Raw genomic sequence first — 19,929 nt, 5'->3', positions numbered from 1 at the left:
AAATATACCTTCATATTGAGGGATTTAAATGATGAATGGGAGCACCCATGTTCATCACAGTCATTTGATAAATATCAAATTTAACTGATTACTCTCTACTCAGGTTGATATAAGACGTCAATTTTTTTTGAAGATATTAAACGGAAAAGATTTATAATTTCAGGGGGGAAAGAGTGATTTTGCAAAGGTATTTCAACCGTTAAAGGAGCATTGGATATAGAGTATGATGGTTGAGTATGAAGCATTTTTTGAATGATACTTTGTAGGTCTGGGCTTATTGAGCTTTGCAAGACAGGAAGAGTTAACGCTTTGTGAGCCATAGCCTGCCAGTTTAGTAAGGTAACAAAAAGCGAGCCATTACATTGGGGATAACTTAGCACCCCGGCAGTTTTGATCCGTGCGGAACTGGGGAGGTTAGCAAAGGATGTTGAAAAATCTTGAATAAAGAGGCGTTTAAAAGCATCTGGATTAAAGAGTGGCGCATCAATATTTGATGCACTAAGGGCGATAGATAGGTGAGTGTTTTCCAGCTCTACAGAGGTTTTATTTATAATAGGAAGCAGTGTGTTGGAGGCATATAGGTTGGCCCCTACACGAGTTTGGCCGGGCTTTACATTATACGGGATGATTATTCGTCCGAAGAGGTGATGAGACAAAAACCGTTGCTCAAGAGAAGGGCTATAAAAAGAACCTTCCAATGAATGTATATTAAATAAAATATCTGTATTTGCGCGGGAATATTTTAAATTGAGAGTATCCAGAACAAGAGTGAGCTGATTGTCGCCTGAGATAAACCGTAAAGCGTGTCGTTTATTAAAGTGGATATGTAATGTGCTGGTAATCAGGCTTGGCCATGCCCCACCAATTTGAACAGTGTCGCCCTGCCAGCCAATATCCAAGGGAATATTAGGTGAATGTATGTGTTTGATGTGTGGGGCTGTGAGTTCGACCCATGCTCCGAATGGCCAGCCTTTGGCATTTATATGAGAGAATGAAACATTATATCCGTCAGAATCTATATTGTTAAGGAAGTGAATGGTTTCTTTTTTTAAGTGTGATGTTGTTAGAAGCCATGCGGCTGTATCAATACCGAGAAGAGCAACAAGACATATAGAAAAAAGACGCAGTTTTTTTCTATGTTGAGTAATGGTTTTGGCAAAGAGAGAGGTTATTTTCTTCAAAACTCAAGCAACTCTAATGTAAAGATGATGAATATTATCCCCAATCACTAAAAAAGTAATCAAAGGAAGAATATTTTATCAAAGTATGACTAAAGGCAGTCATCTTAGGAAGGTGTGGAACAAAATAATTTGTTAAAATTCGCAGAAAATCAACAAAAACATTTATTTTAAAATAGAGCCTTTCTATTAAAGTAATATGAAGAGATGATAAGAGTTCTTTTTTGCATGACGAGCATAGTCAAGAGTTTAAAAGTCATTCCACAGACTTATCCACAACATAAAATGGAAGATTGTGGGACTTACACAATGTTTCCCAGTTCTTTTCCAGATTATTGATAAAGCCTTGGCGGCTGGTTGTGGATGATAGGGGGCTACCGATCACGACTTTTAGAATACCAGAATGTTTACGCCAAGGATTGCGCTCCCAAAATATTCCAGAATTTGTGGCCACAGGAATAATAGGCACATTGGATTGACGGGCTAGTGCAATAATTCCTGGTTGAACAGGATGACGTTCCCCAGGAAGAGTTCGCGTCCCTTCGGGAAAAATAATGATTTGTCGGTTTTGTGCATGCGCTTCGGTTGTGGTTTTAATCATGTCACGTAAAGCTTTTGAGCCGGCACTCCGTTCCACAGGGATCATGCCTGACAGAATAAGCATAGGTCCTACAAGAGGAATTTTTGTAAGCTCTTTTTTAATAATATATGCTGGAAGCGGAACAAGGTTCATCCAGACAAAACCATCAAAAAAAGACTGATGCTGAGAGGCAATAATGACAGGGCCTTTAGGAATATTTTCTTGTCCAAGTACCTCAATTTGCACCGAACAAATGCGCTGGAAACCATATAACACGGCCTTCGACCAGAGTTTGGCGTATGATAAAGCCCATCTTTTATTCTTTAATAGACGAATGGGGAGAGCCCCTAGTCCCATGGTAAGGGTAAGAATTAACAAATAAAGGTTGAAACATAAGCCACGGAATAAACTGGTCATGATGGAATGGCACCGGAAGAATAGCAAAGTGAGGGAGATAAGTAAGTTATGTTTAGGAGGAAAGTAAGCCCTGCCGTCCATCTGGCAGCCCCGTTACACTGCCAAGTTCCGCTCTAAGAAATTTCAAATACTCTTTGAGCATGAGCAACAGGGTGTGGCGAGAGAAAGAATTGTTAAGTGCGGGAGGTATTACAACATAAGGAACCAAATGAATATCAGGCATTGTTCTGTGTAACTCAATCATAGCGCGTCTCATATGATATCCTGCTGTGACAACAAGTAAGCTTGTGAGGTGATGAGAATAGGCCCATTCAGCAGCTTCGTTTGCATTGCCTATTGTACTTGTGGCGCGATGGCCGAGTGTAATACGTGACGCCAGATTATCAGAAACGACCTGCTGTTGTGCCTGTGTTAACTGTTCTAATGTCACATGTCGGCTCACACCTGAAATGAGAAGCAGTTGCCCATAACCTCCCTTTAAAAGTGTGATTGATGTATCAATACGAGATTGCCCACCTGTTAGGGCCACGATGCCATCACAGACAGAGGCAACGGGAGAGGGGTGTTTTGCATCATCGACAAACCACACGAAACCGCCTGTCCATAGAAGGCCCAGTAAAAACAGGATACTCAATATCCCTTTTTTCAAGGTAGTCGGCGAAGCCATGATAAAACGACACCTTGCGCAGTGATCCAGCCTAAAAGAGTGGCGATAATCGGTAAAAAAACAAGTTCTTTGACAAGAATAGAAGGGAGAAAAGTTAAGGCGTTTTTCCATTCACTGAAGGACAGTGGGAAATTGTGAAGTATAATAGCCTGTTGGCTAAATGGTGCAAGAATTTCGGCCATGTAAATGGTTATGGGAGCCAAGAAGATGAGGCCGGTGAGGCTTCCGAGGAAGCATAAGATAGCAGTATGCCCAGCAATATGACTGGAAATAGTAAAGTCTGCCACGCCAAGCGAATGGACTATTTCTGTTGCACGTTTTTGGGAAGCAACAGATCGACGCACGGTGATGCCAATAGATAACACAGCTACAATCATGATTAGCAAAACGGTGAACCATGCACAGACGACAAGGCTATTTCCCAGTTGGTTTAATCGATCTCCCCACTGCATATCTTCTTGCAACGTGGCTTCAGGGATCAGCTCATTTAATATGCCTTCTAAATGAGCCGTCGGCTTGTGACTGACGATAATAACCTTAGGGAGGGTAAGTCCAAAAAGGGGTTTTTTATCGTTTTCAGATTTGCCCAGCCATGGTGCTAGGAGGTCTTGAGTTTGTTCAGAACTCAGCTCATCAACTTTCAGAACATTGGGATCATTTTGGAATGATAGAAGGAGTTTGGTCTTCCGAGCAGAGAAATTAGGAATATCGCTAGGAATTTCAATTGTAGCAGCACTTTGAGCTGCTTTTAACCATTCTGATGCAAGTGTTTGTACGCCCGTCAGACCTGCAAGAGCAAACCCACCCAGCATTGTCATTAAAGCAGCAAGAATGGGTAAACTACCCGATCGTAATCCGGGGGAAATACGCCTACTCATAAAACGGTCTGCCGATCTAGTGTTCCGTCTCGAAGCATAATGGCTTGAGCCGGCGGGGCTTCCTGAACCAAAAATTCGTTATGGGTTGCGACGATAACGGTTGTGCCAAGGTCAATAAGTTCTTGGAACGTTGTTAGTAAATGCCGTGCTTGATCTGCTTCAAGAGCATTTGTGGGCTCGTCGGCAAGAAGGATCTCGGGTCGATTAATCAAAGCACGCGCAATGGCAACACGCTGTTGTTCTCCACCGGAAAGAGTGGTGGGAAGTGAATAAGTATGCGTAGCGACATCGAGCCACTCAAGAACATTAAAGACTTCTTTACGAATGCTGCGCTCACTATGGTTTTTGAGTCGGAGTGGTAAAGCAATGTTGTCGTAAACAGACCATTCACTTATGAGGCGATAATCTTGAGGGACAAAGCCGATGCGGCGGCGCAAATCTCTAAGTGTGCTTCTGTTGGCTCTACTTACGGGGACCCCAAGGACTTCCATATGGCCAGAAAAGGGTTTGGCTCCTAAGGTCAAAAGTTTTAAAAAGCTTGATTTCCCTGCGCCTGAAGGCCCAAGGAGCCAACGAAACTCTCCTTGCGGAATATGCAATGTTAAGCCGTGTAGGACAGGTTTCCCTACCCCCGGGGGTTTCATGGAAACATCATGGAGGGAAATCATTAGAAGAACATCACAAATAGGGCGCCATTAATCGTCTGTTAATAATAATATTTTAAGGTCTGGCAGGTGTCCAGATTAGCTTATGATTATTTCTGATAATGATCCGAAAGATAATTTCATGCGTTTAGAATGTCCTCATTGCCACGCCGTATTTGAAGTTCCCCAAAATGTCATAGAACAAGCCCATCGTCTACGATGTGCAAATTGTAAAGAGAGTTGGTCTTTGCCAGAGGGATTGGAGGCTAATGTTATTGCGCCACAAACGCTTTTGAAAAAACATGCCTCTGTAACTGAGGGGGGAGCGAAGCCAAATTATATTAATTTGTTTCAGAATGAGAATATAAAAAAAACAGGCTATTTATTCCAAAAATCTGGAAATAATGGAAATGTTGCAGGCTGGCTGGCAGCTTGGGGAGCGAGTGCCATGCTTGTAAGCGGTGCTGCGCTGGCTGCATGGCATTGGCAACAGGGGGGAGAAGTGACAGATTTTTGGTCGAGCCTTAGTTTCTTAACTTCTCCTAAAACATTATTACATTTGACGAGCGGTTAGTGCGGAAAGAGTAGCACCGATTGCTGCGAGAGCCATCAGTAGAAACCCGTCAAAAATCAGCGATGTTGCTGTGACGTAATGTCCAGCGATTTGTAAATGCGTTGGAAGAGTTCCGGCAACATGATTCATAATGTCTTTAGCTTGTGGATCAGCACTTGCAGCACTTGTGGTAATGGCACTTACGATATGAGGTAATAAATACCAACCAATTCCGAGAATCAGGAAAATAGGTGCGAGAAGCTCAGCAACCTGCTGCCCAAAATAAAAGAAGAAATAACATATAGACCAGATGATTGTTTTTATGAGTCCAGCCGTTGAGAATGGTCCGTTGTCTCCGCTACGGATATGTTGAAGACGCTCCGTGATATGGCGGGGAGGTTGCATGTCCATTGTGTTTTTTCCACTGGTCCGGTCATGTGAATTGGGAGCATTATTTCCAAAAAATAGGTATAATGCTCACTTTTCACTAGCGGGAAGAGACATTTAATGCAAATCTTCTTTGTTAGATATGTCGTCATTTGATTTAAAAACCTCTGGTTCTGAGGTCGAGAACGCTCGTGTACTTTTGGTTGATGCAAACCAAGAGGATGCACAAAAAATGTGGCGAGTTCTTCTGAAAGAAGGCTTTGCTGTTACGTGCATTGAGAGTGGAGAATCTACATTAAGAGTCGTTGAGGACTTGGATCCTGAACTGATCGTTGTGTGCTCTGAGCTTCCTGGAATGACAGGGGGGCAGTTAGCGCGGCGGTTACGTCTGGAACCTTTAACACGTAACATTCCTTTGTTGATGTTAACGGCTGATGTGCCCTTGGGAGCAGACCGTGAGGGACTGGAAAGTGGCGCAGATGCTTATATATCGAAGTCTGCTCACCCGGACCTTCTGGTATTACGGATGCGTGCATTGTTACGCGCTGGCCCGGAAGTGGTGCAGGTGGATGAGGCGGCAAGGTTACGTCGTTCTCGTATTGTTATTGTTAACTCCCCAACAGAAGAAGACGAAGACGTATTAGATAGCGATCTTTCTGGAGCCTCTTTGGGAGAGTTGCTCTGGCGAGACGGCCATACGGTGACATCGATTGAGCGTTCAGAAGATTTGATTGAAGGTGGTTGGTTACGCGGGGTTGATAGTCCAGACTGTTTGGTTCTGGAGTTGAATAGTGGGTTTGATGATATAAAATTTTGCCGATTACTGGATGCAAGACGGCAGGCCATTTTAGATGCTGGGGGGATTCCATTTCGAACTTTAGGGATTGTAGAAGCGTCTCGTTTTCGTAAGCAGTCTTCAGGAGAGTTTTTTGAGGCTGGGATTGATGATCTGGTCCCCAGTGATATTGCGCTTGAAGCTTTGGCTATGCGTATTCGGACTTTGGCACAACGTCGGATGGCGCAGGATGAGTTTCGACAGCAGGAAATAGAGCGTCAACAAAGTGCTCTTATCTTGGAAGCGACCCGCGCCAAAGCAGAAATGGCAGAAGCTTTAGCTCAAGCGAATATGGAATTGGCTCGAACGAATGAGCAGCTTATTCAAGCGCAGTCAAAATTTGTTCAAACAGCAAAAATGGCATCTCTTGGTGAGCTGGTAGCGGGGATTGCCCATGAAATTAATAATCCATTGGCTTTTACGGTTGCTCATGCCGAAACAGTTGAACGAAATCTGAAGCGTTTACGACAAATTAGTAATCTTGATGATGCGCAGCCTGTCATTGATAAAGGAGTTGCGCGGTTGGGTTCTATGAAGTTGGGGCTGCAACGTATTCAGAATCTGGTTCTGAATTTACGACGTTTTTCTCATTTGGATGAAAGTTCTTTCCAAACGGTAGATGTCGCGGATGCGCTTGAAATAGCCCTCGCTTTATTGGGACATAAATTAGGTGGCGGAATAATTATAGAGAAGGATTTGCAGGCTCCTAATCAACTGGTGTGTCAGCCTGCTTTTCTGAATCAAGCGGTCATGAATGTGATTTCTAACGCAGCAGATGCTCTTGCTGATATGAACGAAGGGTATGAGGGGCAACCCAAGGTTATAAAAGGAAAAATTGTTATTGCTTCCCGGTTGCATAACGATTCATACGAAATTTCAATTAGTGATGATGGAGCGGGACTCCCCGACCATTTGCGAAGCCGTGTATTTGACCCGTTTTTTACAACAAAGCCCGTTGGAACTGGAACCGGGTTAGGGCTGACCATCGCCTATAGTGTTATGGAAGCACACGATGGCATGATTGAGATTAGTGATGCGAATTTGCCTGATGGTCAGGGAGTCGGGACATGTTTTCGTTTAAGTCTCCCAGTACGTATGACTGAAGAAGGACCGGTTGCAATCGGATATACACAATGACGATAGTATTGAATGGTATAAAGCATGGTCGCCCTAAGGTTTTACTTGTAGATGATGAGGAAGAAATTCTCGTCGCCTTAGAAGATTTGCTTGAGGATCAGTATGAGATCATTTCGACAACAGATCCTCTACAGGCTTTAGATTTATTAAAATATCATACAGACGTCGCAACAATTATCTCAGATCAAAGAATGCCAGCTTTGACTGGAGATCAACTTTTAACGCGTGCGCGCAAAATTTCAGATGCGCGTAGTGTTCTGCTGACGGGATACGCTGATTTGGATGCCGTTGTATCGGCTCTCAATCAAGGGCAGATACAGGCCTATATTCATAAACCGTGGGATTCCGAAACATTACGATCCCTTATTGCGGAAGTAACGCAACATTCTTTAGCACAAAGAGCTTTACGGGTAGAGCAGGCATTATTGCGTGGTTTGATAGATAGTTTGCCTTTGCGTTTGGTGTTTTCTGATTCTAATGGGCGTAGTATTCGGAATAATTGTGCACATGATTGCTCCGGTGCCTCGGAAGATGAACTGGCGTATTTCCCAGATGTCTTGCGCGATGAAGTCACTCGAATGAGAGATGTAGTCAAGAAGAATGGACACGTAGAGAGTTTAGTGGCCGAGACGGTGAGCGATGAAGATGGGAAGACGTCTCAGAAGTGGCACGAATTAACACGTTTCTCTCTTGCATGGCCCCAAGATGAAGTTTTGGAAAAACGGTGGCATGTTACGATGGATCGTGATGTTACAAGCCGCGTATTAATGGAAAATCATTTAAGACAATCAGATAAATTACAATCTCTCGGAACGTTGGCGGGGGGAATAGCGCATGACTTTAATAATTTATTAGCTGCAATTTCGGGGTCGCTAGAGCTTTTAGAAGATATTGCAGAACTGGATGAAACCGCGCAAGCGCTTGTCAAAAACGCCATGGATTCTGCACAGCGAGGGGCAACACTAACACGACGGCTGCTACAGTTTGGGCGGCCTAAGGAATCTCAGCTTGGCCCGGTATCTTTACAAAAGCTTTTATCTGAACTGGAAGCTTTGCTTCTTCAAAGCTTGAAAAGTAGTCAGAAAGATAAGTCTGCGGTAGAGTGTCATTTAAAGTTAAGCTCTGTTGATGATAATATTCCTCAGGTTTGGTCCGACGCTGATCAACTTGAAATGGCATTATTAAACTTATGTATTAATGCAAGGGATGCCATGAAAAAGGGAGGAGACCTCTCTATTTCAGTTCGGCTGGTGAAGCAGGGGCAGACAGATTTACCCCCTGAATGCTGTACAGAATATGCTGTTGCTATTGATGTGGAGGATCAGGGCGAGGGTATGCCACCTGATGTGATTTCCCGTGTTTTTGACCCCTTTTTTACCACCAAAGAAGTTGGAAAAGGAACGGGCTTGGGGCTTTCGAGTGTTTATGGTTTTTTGAAGCGCAGTTTTGGAGATATATTTGTTGAGAGTACCCCCGGAGCAGGTACGCGAATGACGGTTGTTTTAGCTGCTATTCGGGATGAGGTCGTACGGCTTTCGCCTCCTCGTGCACAGTCAGGACCTGAAAAGGAATTAGCTAATAGGAATTTAAATATTTTAATTATTGATGATGATCCTTCAGTACGTTTGGTTACGCAGGGCTTCCTTCAACAAGAAGGGCACAACGTTGTAGCTGTAGGGTCTTTATCGGATATTCTGAAACAGGAAGATCAATTAAAGAACGGGTTTGATCTAGCCGTGTTGGATATTATGATGCCAGATTACGATGGCCCGACTTGTGCTGCAATTTTGAAAGAGCGTATGCCGTCTCTAAAAATCCTTTTTATTAGTGGGCATACTAAAATAGAGATTGAAGACAAGAATATACCCCTTCTTTCCAAACCTTTCACGAAAGAACAGCTGAGTGGAGCTATTGGCAATTTGAGCCTATAGGAATGATATAATATTTCCTCTTGTTTGCATAAATTTTAGACCTATTTATGGTATGATGTCTTATCAAAATCATTCGTATGATCCGGTCGGCTGGCACGGCACGACCATCTTATGCGTTCGTCGCGGAGGCCAGGTTGCCATGGCCGGCGATGGGCAGGTTTCACTCGGACAAACGGTTATAAAAGGCAACGCGAGGAAGGTCCGCCGGATAGGGCCTCAGAATAATATTCTGGCAGGGTTTGCCGGAGCAACTGCTGATGCTTTCACGCTTCTTGAGCGCTTAGAATCAAAACTGGAGAGGTATCCCGGTCAGCTTGAACGTGCATGTGTTGAACTTGCAAAGGATTGGCGTACGGATCGGTATCTTCGTCGGTTGGAAGCAATGATGGCGGTTGCAGATGAACATCGGTCGTTTACGCTTACAGGTAATGGTGATGTTCTTGAGCCGGAAGATGGAATTATTGCAATCGGTTCTGGTGGGAATTATGCCCTATCTGCGGCGCGCGCTCTGATGACGGTTGATGGCTTGAGTGCGCTTGAAATTGCTCGCCGGGCTATGAAAATTGCAGGCGATATTTGTGTGTATACGAATGCCTCTGTTACGGTTGAAACATTAGGTGAGGAGGGTAAATAATATGACGATCCCTAATTTCTCTCCTCGACAGATTGTTTCAGAGCTTGATCGTTTTATTGTTGGCCAGAATGATGCCAAACGTGCGGTCGCTGTGGCAATGCGTAATCGTTGGCGGAGGGCGCAGCTTTCTGATGAGTTGCGCGAAGAAGTCGTCCCTAAGAATATATTAATGATTGGGCCGACTGGTTGCGGTAAAACAGAGATTGCCCGTCGTTTAGCTAAGCTTGCACAATCTCCATTTTTAAAGGTGGAAGCGACGAAGTTTACAGAAGTTGGCTATGTTGGCCGGGATGTTGATAGCATCGTTCGGGATCTTGTTGAGGTATCACTGAATATGTTGCGTGAGATACGCCGCAACGATGTTCAGGAAAAAGCTAAGGACGCGGCTGAGAATAGACTGGTAGATGTTCTCGCTGGGGAAGAAGCTACGGCTGATACAAAAGCAAAGTTTCGGCAGATGTTGCGCGATGGAGCGTTAGAAGAAAAAGAGATCGAAATCCAGATTGCTCCTGATCCTCAAGGCGCTGGAAAAGGCTCGCTCGATATACCGGGTATTCAACCGGGGCAGGTGATCAGCTTTAATGACATGATGTCTGGTTTAATGAACCGCTCCCCATCGTCAAAGAAGTTGAAAGTGTCTGCTGCGCGTGAACAGCTTATTCGCGAAGAAGCAGATAAGCTTCTTGATAACGAGGCTTTAAAGCGTGACGCGCTGGAACATACCCAAAATCATGGGATCGTGTTTTTAGATGAGATTGATAAAGTCTGCGCTACATCTGAGAACGGGAGCAGGACAGGGGATGTTTCTCGGGAAGGGGTTCAAAGAGATTTACTGCCTCTGATTGAGGGGACAACAGTTAATACGAAATATGGGCCACTTAAAACGGATCATATTTTGTTTATTGCCTCGGGTGCTTTTCACATTGCCAAGCCGTCAGATTTGTTGCCAGAACTACAGGGACGTTTACCGATTAGGGTTGAACTGTCGGGTTTAACTCAAAATGATCTTAAACGAATTCTTCTAGAGCCTGAGCACTCGCTGTTAAAGCAGTATGTGAGCCTCATGAAAACTGAGGATGTGGTGCTGGAGTTTGGTGATGATGCGGTTGATGCTATCGCTGAACTTGCAAGTGATATTAATGATCGTGTTGAAAATATAGGGGCACGACGTCTTGCGACAGTGCTCGAAAAGCTATTAGAGGAAATTTCTTTTACAGCATCTGATCGTAAAGGAGAGGTTGTAAAAGTGACGGCGCAAGATGTTCATGACAGAGTAGCGCCGCTTGCTCAAAAAGGCGATTTGAGTCGATTCATTTTATAGTTAAGGGAAAAAGAGTGACTGATACTTTTCTTATTCCACAAGAAGACACGGCTGCTGCGGCCATAGAAGATATTAATGCAGAAATGATGATGTTTGATGATTGGATGGAAAGGTATCAGTATATTATAGAGATGGGTAAAAAATTACCTGAATTCCCACTTGAATGGCAAAATGAACAGCATCGCGTACCAGGGTGCCAGAGCCAAGTGTGGCTTGAGGCGGAGGAGCGCGAAGGGAAGCTTTATTTTGCTGGGGCTTCGGATGCCACCATCGTACAAGGTTTGGTTGCTTTGCTTTTGCGTGTTTATTCAGGGCGTAGCAAAGAAGAGATTTTAAAGACAGACCCTGTTTTTTTGCATGAAATGGGTTTGGTAAAAGCGCTCTCAGCCAATAGAGGAAATGGTGTTGAGGCTATGGCTCAGGCTATTCAAAAGCGTGCATCTGTTTAAAAAATAAAAAGCTCTGTCAGTCTTTAGGGGCTGACAGAGCTTTTATTATATTAGTGCGTTGCAGGCGCAGCAGGTTGCGCTGTCGCAGGAGCTGCTGCTGCAGGCGCAGGGTTGGCAGGAGCTGGAGCCGTTGTCACTGGAGCTTTCTCTTGAGTTGAAGCGCTAGGAACATCACATTTTGTGAATTTACCTTTAGCATCACGGCAGTGTTTAGGCTTCTTAACGGTTTCACATTTTGCAAAGCGCCCTTTAGCGTCACGGCAAGGTTGTTTTGCGTGAGCAATCTGGCCACCGAAAGCAAGAATAGCTAAAGCTGCAATGGAAACTTTACGAATCATGTTAAACTCCTCAAAAGAAAAGCCTGTGGAGCAAGCTTTTAAGCAAGCATAGATAATAATTTAGTTTAAAATGTGCAATTATTAAAATGTTTTGATTGAGTAAGATATTTTTTGAACTTTTCAAAAGGAAATTTCTTCTCTGTAGTTGGCCGATATATAAAAATAATATGTAATTTATTTTGTTAATATGAGGTTTTATGACATACAAAAGAGATAAAAAAAGCGATATTTTAACAAGTAAAAAAGCCGTTTTCTTAGATCGAGATGGGGTGCTCAATGTTGATACGGGATATCCTCATCGGGTTAAAGACCTCGTATTAATTAAGGGCGTAGAAGAAGCTTTATCATTTTTGAGGGATAAGGGTTATTTACTTATTGTAGTAACGAATCAATCAGGTGTTGCGCGTGGAATGTTTTCTGTTGAAGATGTTGAAAATTTTCATGCAGAATTACAGAGACAGCTAGTCCCGAAGTCGGCACAAATTGATGCTTTTTATATGTGCCCCTATCACCCGGAAGCGACGATTAAGTGTTTTAAAGAAGATCATTTTGATCGAAAGCCCAATCCTGGGATGATTGAGCGCGCTATTTCAGATTTTGGAATAGATCGACAGCAGTCGTTCCTAATAGGGGATAAAGAAACAGACGTGCAGGCTGCCGCCGCAGCAGGCATACGAGGTTATCTTTTTGATGGCACAGATTTATATAGTTTTGTGCAGCATATTTTTGAACCGTATGTCGGTTCAGGTACTTAGTAGATTATGATCGAGAATTTTAACTTTGGCCGAGTGGTGATTATTGGTGATCTGTTATTGGATTGCTATGTAACCGGGGCAGTTAATCGAATTTCCCCTGAGGCACCAGTCCCTGTGTTGTTGCGCAAGCAGAGCCATGCGGTGCCGGGAGGTGCAGCTAACGTTGCTATGAATGCTGCCGCCCTTGGGTGTGATGTCTGTCTTGTTGGTCTTGTTGGAGATGATGTTTCTGCAGCTACGTTAAGAAAAGAGCTGGCTACAGTTTCTAATCTTGATATTTCAGGCTTGGTAACAGATTCAAATTGGACGACGATTACAAAAACCAGAGTTTTGAGTGGCCGCCAGCAGATTGTTCGTATTGACGAAGAATATGTTGCTCCGCTGTCTGATGAGATTAAGAATAAATTAATCAAAACAGCACATCGATTGATAGAGCATGCCGATGTGGTCGTCTGTTCTGATTATGCAAAAGGCGTTCTAACAGACGACGTTTTGGAAGGGATCCTTACCTTTGCCAAGGCAAGGGATATTCCTGTTATTGTAGATCCTAAACGGAAGGACTTTTCTGCGTATAGTGGTGCATGGCTTGTGACACCAAATCGTGGCGAGTTGGCGCTTACCGTTGGTGTCCCGTTAAAGTCAGATGCAGAGATTGAATTGGCTGCGCGGGAAGCATCGCGGCAGTTTGGTGGGCATGTTTTGGTCACTCGCTCAGAAGAGGGGATGACCCTTTTTCAGACGGATGGAAAAGTGACCCATTCTGTTGTGAGGAAATCAGAGGTTTATGATGTCTCCGGTGCAGGGGACACAGTGGTTGCAACAATTGCGAGTGTTATTTCTGCCGGTTATGATTTAGAAACAGCGATTGTGATTGCCACGAGTGCTGCGTCAATTGTTGTTGGAAAACTTGGAACAGCAACGGTGTCTATTGAGGAGCTAAGCGCAGCCTTGAAAGCAGAATCTATTATTCAATCTGAAAGCGAAGAAGACAAACGTGTTGTCTCAATGTCTCAAGCTTGTGCGCTTGTGAATGAATGGCGCCATCACGGAGCACGTGTCGTCTTTACGAATGGATGCTTCGATTTGTTGCATCCCGGGCATGTGGCCTTGTTAAGGCAGGCAGCCCGTCAAGGGGATAAATTAATTGTTGGCTTAAATAGTGATGCCTCGGTCAAGCGTTTAAAAGGTGAGGAAAGGCCATTACAGGATGAAGGCGCACGAGCTGCCGTTATGAGTGCGCTCCGTGATGTAGATCTGGTCGTCTTGTTTGAAGAGGATACGCCTTTAGAAATTATAAAAGAGCTTCGGCCAGATATTATTGTTAAAGGCTCTGATTATACAGAAGATCAGGTTGTTGGCGGTGATTATGTTAAATCTTATGGCGGAGCCGTTGTTTTGGTTGATGTGCTTCAAGGCCGCTCCACAACATCAATCGTAAAAAAAATGAAATCTCCGCCAGTTCGGTCATGATAAAATTTGTATAGAGGTTCAGCTTTGTTTTCGATCGATCAAAAGTTGGGAAAAGAGTGGAATAACTGGACCTCAACACAAGCATTACCTTTATGGGCCAATCAAGGGTTTGATTCTAAACGTTTTCTTTATTATGAGCGTTTAAATTGGGATGGCTCAGCGGTGAATGTAGAGCATTTACGGCTGATGGTGCAGGCACGGCAAGTCGTAACCTATTGTCGTGCTGCGTTAGATAACATTTATGATGCTTCAGAAAATGCCGTTCGCTGCATAGATGTTTTAGAGAGGTTGTACTACCAGCGAGATGGACTTCCCGGGTGGATATTTGCTTTAGCACCGGATGGTACGCCCTCAAACACAACTCGTGATTTATATGCTCATGCTTTTATTTTGCTGGCTTATGCGTGGGCGTATCGCTTAACCGGCAACAATCACTACAAACAAACGGCGCGTCAGACAGCAGGGGAAGTGCAGCATATTTTTGGAGCCTCGAATAAGGGCTTTCATGATATGGCTCCAGCGCAAAGCACTATTCGGAGTCAAAACCCTCATATGCATTTGCTCGAGGCGTATTTGGCCTTGTTTGAAGTGACATCAGAGCCATTTTATTTGGATCAAGCTGAGAAGCTGGTGGAACTCGCCTTAGAACATTTTATTTGTAAAAAATCGGATATGCTCTTGGAGTTTTTTAAGAGTGACTGGTCTTCGCAAGAAGAATGGGGGGAAAACCGTGTTGAGCCGGGCCATCTATTTGAATGGTCATGGTTGCTGGAAGAATATCGCCGACTAACCAATCAAAATGCTTCGAATGATGACCGTATTCATGATGCTGCTGAGAAGCTTTTTTTGAGAGGCTATCAAAAAGGAACGGATAAAAAGACAGGCATTGTATTTGATGCGATGACAGAAAGGGGAGTAATATCGGAGCGTTCAACCCGGATCTGGCCTCAAACCGAGCTGATGCGGTTATTGTGCCAGCGTTATAATGCTGGAAGCAGCACTCAAAATATTGATTTCTTACAGTTGGCGAGTAAATCTTTCTTTCAGTGTTATATTCCTGAAAAGTTGTCTGGTGGATGGGTCGATCGATTGGATCAAGCCTCTCAGCCTTTAGTTGATTATATGCCGGCAAGTTCACTCTATCATATTTATGGTGCTGCGAGAGAGCTGATCTTGTAAGCCTGTTACTCGATTAGAGCCGTATCAATTGTAATGAAGATAATAAAAAAGGGCACCTTTCGGTGCCCTTTCTTGCGTGAACTAAGCTAGGCTTAGTTTGGCAATGTATAAGCGATCAGGTCATCGCCCATTTTTGTCATGAATGAGTTATGACCACCAGCATAGGTAACAACGAACTGCTTACCATTAACGGCATATGTCATAGGCGTTGATTGCGCACCTGCAGGTAGGCGATCTTGCCACAGGGTTTTCCCTGTCGTTAGGTCATATGCACGGATGTAGTAATCCATTGTCGAGGTCAAGAACCCAAGGTTACCAGCTGTTGAAAGCGGACCACCAAGGCTTGGAATACCAACTTTAATTGCTGGGAGCCCAATTGGATAAGCCGTACCACGGAGAGAGTCACGTAGAGTACCGTTGCGATGTTCCCAAACAACTTTGTTTGTGCGCAGATTGATACCAGCAACCATTCCCCAAGGTGGAGTACGGCAAGGAACAGGAAGACCAATTTTCAACAATACGGGGTCAAGGAAAGCACCTAGGTGAACAGCATATGGGATACCGTAGTTAGGCTGTAGTCCACCTTCGCCACCAGAAGCTTTTGCGTTTTTATCTGGCCATAGTGGGTTTTCTGGCCCACGAGGAACAAGACGAGAAACGAAAGGCAAGGAGATTGGGTTGGCAAATGCAATTTGACGTTGTGGGTCAATTGATAGGCCACCCCATTCAAACATTCCTAGGTCTCCAGGGAAAACGAGTGTTCCTTGAAGGGAAGGAGGTGTGAATGGACCTTCATACCGTAGCGAATGGAAGTAGATGCTACAGAACATTTGGTCAAAGATGGTGCCACCCCAAATGTCTTTGTCTGAAAGAGGATCTTTCGGACGAAGTGTCAGCTTAGACATTGGCTGGGTTGGATTGGTGTGGTCACCAGGAGCTGCACCACCAGGAACTGGTGTTTCAGGTGCATCTACGATTGTTTTACCTGTACGACGGTCAAGTGCAAAAACATCGCCTGTTTTTGTAGGGATGTAAATCGCAGGAACGATAGATCCGTCTTTTTGGGTAATATCAACTAGGCTTGGCTGTGAAGCAACGTCCATGTCCCAAAGGTCATGGTGAACTGTCTGGTAGAACCAAGCGAGCTTACCTGTATCAGCATTTAGAGCTACGACGCCAGGAGCATAACGTTCAGATTCTTTTGTACGGTCGCCACCCCATTGATCAGGTGTGCCAACACCCATTGGAATATAAACAAGATTTAGCTTCTTGTCGTAAGCGGATACGATCCAGGAGTTTGGTGAGTTAGGGTGGAAAACGGGATGGTTTTCATCTGGCATCTGATTTGGATCAGGGTTAGATGCATCAAACACCCAAGCCATTTTGCCTGTGTAAACATCGAAAGCGCGAGTTGCACCAGATGCCTGCTTGATCGAACCGTTGTCTCTTACAGCGCTGTTGGCAATGATGTATTTATCAGTGACAACTGGAGGAGAGGTTGGTTCGTAAACACCGAGCTCAGTAAATGGTTGATGAGGTTCACGAAGGTTAACTTCACCATTATCACCGAAGCTTGTGCATTTTTCACCTGTTTCAGCATTTACTTCAACAAGACGACCATCGTTGACTGGCAGGATGATCCGCTTAGCACAATCTGTTGGTGCTGGTTGACCGCTGCTGTCAACAGCATTTGCTGGTGTCTCATGGAAGCTAACGCCACGGCACGTTAAATGCTGGAAGCCAGGGTTGACTTGTAGGTGAGGGTCAAACGTCCATTTGACGTGACCTGTTGCTGCATCAATTGCAAAAAGCTTCTGGTGAAGAGAGCAAAGATAAAGAGTGTTATCAAACTCAATAGGTGTTGCTTCGTTTGTGGATTCACCAGGATCATTCGGACCCATCAAGTCTTTGGTATGGATGTGCCAAGCAACTTTAAGGTTCTGAACGTTTGTTGAGTTGATCTGTTTTAGAGGAGACCAACGATCACCTGCACTTGTGCGTCCATAGGCATGCCATTCATTGTCAGGCACGTTTTCTGGATTGTCAGGAGAAGCGTTTACGATGTCATTTGGTAGGGTTCCGCTGATATCGTGTGGGTCTGTAAACGCTGCGGCTAGAAGTACAAGGGCCGCTACACCAACAGAACCAGCCAGAGGTAGGCTGGAAGAACGTGTACCACCAGTGCTGCGCGATACAAAAGGCAGCAATAGCCAGATACCAAGAATAATGACAACGTCAGAACGAGGGACGAGGCTCCAGAAGTCAAGACCGACAATGGAGAGTTCCCATGCAACTGTGACAAGCGCAAAAGCAGCAAAAAGCCACTGAGCTGCTTGGTTGCGAAGCCATGCAAGAAGGGCTGTTGCCAAGAAGACAACGCCGGCGAATAAGTAATAAACAGGGCCACCGTGAGATACGGACATGATCCCGCCAATAGTCAATATCGCTCCGCAAAGAGCAAATATTGCGGCGGTAATCAGGGTCCAGGGCCCGGACCGAGATTGAGTGCTCATAATTTCCCTAGAGTTGTTATTTCGGATATAGCACTTGAACTGTTGAAAAACACATGATTATGCTCATCGGGTCAAGATGTCATAAGCGTCATGTTGCTCACGTCATTGTGAGTATCATACTAAATTTTAATAAAAAACACACAAAACATTAATTTCTCTTATTATAAAATAAAGTTCTTGGCCTGAAGAGGCAGATAGGGTAGAGAATCGCGCACCATACGCGTCCGGGCCAAATGTGGCATGCCCGGCCGTATAATCTGATGCGTTGTAAGATAACTGTCAGACTAATCGTTTTACGGTGAAGGAGACCGAAATGCCCAAGATGAAGACCAAGTCATCGGTCAAAAAGCGGTTTAAAATTACCGCTACAGGCAAAGTCACATGTGGACCGGGTAACAAGCGCCACGGCCTTATCAACCGCCCGAAAAAAATGAAGCGTACTAATCGTGGTCCTCAAACCATGACAGAAATGGACGCAAAAACAGTTAAGCAGTGGGCACCCTACGGGCTTTCGTAAGGAGATAAGGTAATATGGCACGTGTTAAACGGGGCGTAACGACGCACGCCCGTCACAAAAAAGTTCTTGAACTTGCGAAGGGTTATCGCGGTCGTTCGTCTACGAACTATCGTATTGCTATGGAGCGCGTTGAAAAAGCGCTGCGTTATGCATACCGGGACCGTCGTAACAAAAAGCGTGATTTCCGCTCATTGTGGATTCAACGTATTAATGCGGCAGTTCGTGAACACGGTCTGACATATAGCAAGTTTATCAATGGGCTGGATAAAGCTGGAATCCAGATTGACCGTAAGGTTCTTGCTGCAATAGCTTTTGATGATTCTGCTGCATTCGCAGAGATCGTAAAGAAAGCTCAAGCCGCTCTCGGCTAATTTTTATCAGAACCTTTAAATTTTTGAAGGGACTGGTAGCCAGCGGGCTGCTCTGTTATCAGGGCAGCCCGCTTTCTATTTGTGCTGTTAAGCGATGGACGATATGGCTGACGATCTCGACGCGCTGAAAAATAATACTCTAACTGCTCTTTCCGAGGCACGTGATCGTGTGCAATGGGATGCTATACGAGTAGGAACATTAGGGAAATCTGGTGCATTAACTGGTTTGTTAAAACAGTTAGGCCAGCTTGAGCCAGAAGAGCGAAAAGCAAGAGGCCAAGCACTAAACCGCCTTCGTGATGAGTTGACAAAAGCTATTGAAGAGCGCGGTCGAGAACTGGAAGAAGAAGCTTTACAAGCACGCCTGAGTTCTGAACGGATTGATGTGACGCTTCCGGTTAGTTCAACTAAAGCGGGTGCGATTCATCCTATTAGCCGAACCATTGAAGAGATGACGGCTATTTTCGGATCAATGGGTTTTTCTGTTGCAGAAGGCCCTGATGTTGAAAGTCAGTGGCATAACTTTTCGGCCCTTAATACGCCGGATCATCATCCTGCTCGTACAGAGCATGACACTTTCTATTTGCCACCGAAAGCAGAAGGGGAAGAGCCACGCGTTCTTCGAACCCAGACGTCCGGTGTGCAAATCCGTACGATGATGACACAAAAGCCGCCTATTCGTATCATCGCTCCCGGACGCACTTACCGTGCGGACCATGATGCGACGCATTCTCCAATGTTCCATCAATGTGAGGGCTTGGTGATTGATCGGCACATTACGCTTGGTCATCTAAAGGGCTGTTTGATTGAATTTTTAAGAGTTTATTTTGATAAACCGAATTTGCCAGTACGTTTTAGAGCCTCTTATTTTCCTTTTACAGAACCTTCAATGGAAGTGGATATTGGCTGGTCAAAAGCGACAGGTGAAATAGGTGGTGGATCGGATTGGTTAGAGGTTCTGGGTTCTGGAATGGTTCATCCTCGGGTTTTAGCAAATTGTGGGATTGATCCAACAGAATGGCAAGGATTTGCTTTTGGAATGGGGATTGAACGTTTGGCGATGTTAAAAAATGGCATTCCTGACTTACGCTCATTTTACGAAAGTGACCTTCGTTGGTTACGGCATTACGGATTTTCTGCCCTATCTCCTGCGACATTGACGGAGGGATTTTAAG

At 44.6% G+C, this 19,929-nt stretch carries 20 protein-coding genes; 12 read left to right on the top strand and 8 right to left on the bottom strand.

Going from position 1 to position 19,929, the window contains the following annotated elements:
* Window positions 1-95: 95 nt before the first annotated feature.
* The 5 genes from E3D00_RS01550 to E3D00_RS01530 form a co-directional block, all read right to left on the bottom strand.
* Window positions 96-1,181, bottom strand: a complete 1,086-nt coding sequence (locus tag E3D00_RS01550; RefSeq protein WP_141459323.1) for a hypothetical protein — start codon at window positions 1,179-1,181, stop codon at window positions 96-98.
* A 253-nt stretch (window positions 1,182-1,434) separates the two neighbouring features.
* On the bottom strand, window positions 1,435-2,175 hold the full coding sequence (locus E3D00_RS01545) for a lysophospholipid acyltransferase family protein (protein ID WP_141459321.1): 741 nt from the start codon (window positions 2,173-2,175) through the stop codon (window positions 1,435-1,437).
* A 52-nt stretch (window positions 2,176-2,227) separates the two neighbouring features.
* Window positions 2,228-2,842: a YdcF family protein gene (locus E3D00_RS01540; RefSeq protein WP_141459319.1), complete on the bottom strand. Its 615-nt coding sequence runs from the start codon at window positions 2,840-2,842 to the stop codon at window positions 2,228-2,230.
* Entirely contained in the window at window positions 2,821-3,720 is a 900-nt protein-coding gene (locus tag E3D00_RS01535) for a cell division protein FtsX (RefSeq protein WP_141459317.1), read from the bottom strand. The genes E3D00_RS01540 and E3D00_RS01535 overlap by 22 nt, the downstream gene beginning before the upstream one ends.
* Entirely contained in the window at window positions 3,717-4,388 is a 672-nt protein-coding gene (locus tag E3D00_RS01530) for a cell division ATP-binding protein FtsE (RefSeq protein WP_141459315.1), read from the bottom strand. Before E3D00_RS01530 ends, E3D00_RS01535 begins: the two co-directional genes overlap by 4 nt.
* Before the next feature lie 82 nt (window positions 4,389-4,470).
* Between E3D00_RS01530 and E3D00_RS01525 the strand changes: the two genes are divergently transcribed.
* Window positions 4,471-4,938, top strand: a complete 468-nt coding sequence (locus tag E3D00_RS01525) for a zinc-ribbon domain-containing protein (RefSeq protein ID WP_141459313.1) — start codon at window positions 4,471-4,473, stop codon at window positions 4,936-4,938.
* On the opposite strand, the gene E3D00_RS01520 is transcribed toward E3D00_RS01525, so the two are convergent.
* Entirely contained in the window at window positions 4,918-5,328 is a 411-nt protein-coding gene (locus tag E3D00_RS01520; protein WP_141459311.1) for a hypothetical protein, read from the bottom strand. The two genes, E3D00_RS01525 and E3D00_RS01520, sit on opposite strands and share 21 nt — an antisense overlap.
* Before the next feature lie 118 nt (window positions 5,329-5,446).
* Here E3D00_RS01520 and E3D00_RS01515 point away from each other — a divergent pair, with 118 nt between their 5' ends.
* From E3D00_RS01515 to E3D00_RS01495, 5 genes are read left to right on the top strand one after another with little or no spacing between them, the layout of a single operon-like run.
* Window positions 5,447-7,276, top strand: coding sequence for an ATP-binding protein (locus E3D00_RS01515; protein ID WP_141459309.1), 1,830 nt, complete (start codon window positions 5,447-5,449; stop codon window positions 7,274-7,276).
* Complete coding sequence (locus E3D00_RS01510) at window positions 7,273-9,207, top strand: response regulator (protein WP_141459307.1); 1,935 nt, start codon at window positions 7,273-7,275, stop codon at window positions 9,205-9,207. Before E3D00_RS01515 ends, E3D00_RS01510 begins: the two co-directional genes overlap by 4 nt.
* A gap of 52 nt (window positions 9,208-9,259) precedes the next feature.
* Window positions 9,260-9,841, top strand: a complete 582-nt coding sequence (gene hslV, locus E3D00_RS01505; protein WP_141459305.1) for an ATP-dependent protease subunit HslV — start codon at window positions 9,260-9,262, stop codon at window positions 9,839-9,841.
* Window position 9,842: 1 nt separating this feature from the next.
* A complete protein-coding gene (gene hslU, locus E3D00_RS01500; RefSeq protein ID WP_141459303.1) occupies window positions 9,843-11,162 on the top strand; it encodes an ATP-dependent protease ATPase subunit HslU in 1,320 nt (439 codons plus the stop codon).
* 14 nt (window positions 11,163-11,176) lie between these two features.
* Entirely contained in the window at window positions 11,177-11,611 is a 435-nt protein-coding gene (locus E3D00_RS01495; RefSeq protein ID WP_141459301.1) for a SufE family protein, read from the top strand.
* A 50-nt stretch (window positions 11,612-11,661) separates the two neighbouring features.
* Here E3D00_RS01495 and E3D00_RS01490 read toward each other — a convergent pair whose 3' ends face one another.
* Complete coding sequence (locus E3D00_RS01490) at window positions 11,662-11,949, bottom strand: hypothetical protein (RefSeq protein WP_141459299.1); 288 nt, start codon at window positions 11,947-11,949, stop codon at window positions 11,662-11,664.
* Between the two features lie 197 nt (window positions 11,950-12,146).
* Between E3D00_RS01490 and E3D00_RS01485 the strand changes: the two genes are divergently transcribed.
* Genes E3D00_RS01485 through E3D00_RS01475 form a run of 3 tightly spaced genes read left to right on the top strand, consistent with a single transcriptional unit; the run spans window position 12,147 to window position 15,353 of the window.
* Entirely contained in the window at window positions 12,147-12,704 is a 558-nt protein-coding gene (locus tag E3D00_RS01485) for a D-glycero-alpha-D-manno-heptose-1,7-bisphosphate 7-phosphatase (RefSeq protein ID WP_141459297.1), read from the top strand.
* Window positions 12,705-12,710: 6 nt separating this feature from the next.
* Window positions 12,711-14,174: a D-glycero-beta-D-manno-heptose-7-phosphate kinase gene (rfaE1, locus tag E3D00_RS01480; RefSeq protein ID WP_141459295.1), complete on the top strand. Its 1,464-nt coding sequence runs from the start codon at window positions 12,711-12,713 to the stop codon at window positions 14,172-14,174.
* Between the two features lie 24 nt (window positions 14,175-14,198).
* Window positions 14,199-15,353 (top strand): AGE family epimerase/isomerase, encoded by a 1,155-nt coding sequence (locus E3D00_RS01475; protein ID WP_246091458.1) that lies wholly within the window; start codon window positions 14,199-14,201, stop codon window positions 15,351-15,353.
* A 92-nt stretch (window positions 15,354-15,445) separates the two neighbouring features.
* Here E3D00_RS01475 and E3D00_RS01470 read toward each other — a convergent pair whose 3' ends face one another.
* Window positions 15,446-17,866, bottom strand: coding sequence for a glucose/quinate/shikimate family membrane-bound PQQ-dependent dehydrogenase (locus E3D00_RS01470; protein WP_141459293.1), 2,421 nt, complete (start codon window positions 17,864-17,866; stop codon window positions 15,446-15,448).
* Between the two features lie 313 nt (window positions 17,867-18,179).
* Here E3D00_RS01470 and rpmI point away from each other — a divergent pair, with 313 nt between their 5' ends.
* The 3 genes from rpmI (at window position 18,180) to pheS (ending at window position 19,928) form a co-directional block, all read left to right on the top strand.
* A complete protein-coding gene (gene rpmI / locus E3D00_RS01465) occupies window positions 18,180-18,383 on the top strand; it encodes a 50S ribosomal protein L35 (RefSeq protein WP_141459291.1) in 204 nt (67 codons plus the stop codon).
* A gap of 14 nt (window positions 18,384-18,397) precedes the next feature.
* Complete coding sequence (gene rplT / locus E3D00_RS01460; RefSeq protein ID WP_141459289.1) at window positions 18,398-18,754, top strand: 50S ribosomal protein L20; 357 nt, start codon at window positions 18,398-18,400, stop codon at window positions 18,752-18,754.
* A gap of 103 nt (window positions 18,755-18,857) precedes the next feature.
* Window positions 18,858-19,928, top strand: coding sequence for a phenylalanine--tRNA ligase subunit alpha (pheS, locus tag E3D00_RS01455; RefSeq protein ID WP_141459287.1), 1,071 nt, complete (start codon window positions 18,858-18,860; stop codon window positions 19,926-19,928).
* The last annotated feature ends 1 nt before the right edge of the window (window position 19,929 follow it).

This window comes from Swingsia samuiensis, assembly GCF_006542355.1.
Lineage (GTDB): Bacteria > Pseudomonadota > Alphaproteobacteria > Acetobacterales > Acetobacteraceae > Gluconobacter > Gluconobacter samuiensis.
Note: the sequence above shows the minus strand (reverse complement) of the source record. Positions and strands in the feature narration are given on the sequence as shown.